1 pseudogene is annotated in these 203 nt (G+C 63.5%); it reads right to left on the reverse strand.

The window, feature by feature from the left end:
- A pseudogene (locus F0L46_RS25925) lies at positions 1-203 on the reverse strand (glycerol kinase); the annotation flags it as partial.

Consider the following 203-nt stretch of genomic DNA (forward strand, 5'->3'; position numbering starts at 1 on the left):
GGCTTGTTGTCGCCGATCTTGTAGCAGACGGTGGTCAGCAGCCCATTCTCGCTGGGCACCAGCTCTTCACCGGTGTTCAGCAGCATGAAGTTGCCGGTGCCGTAGGTGTTCTTGGCCATGCCGGGCTCGAAACAGGCCTGGCCGAAGGTGGCAGCCTGCTGGTCGCCCAGGATGCCGGCGATGGGGGTGTCGATGAGCAGCGT

The sequence above is a fragment of the Salinarimonas soli genome, assembly GCF_008386575.1.
GTDB classification, from domain to species: Bacteria; Pseudomonadota; Alphaproteobacteria; order Rhizobiales; family Beijerinckiaceae; genus Salinarimonas_A; species Salinarimonas_A soli.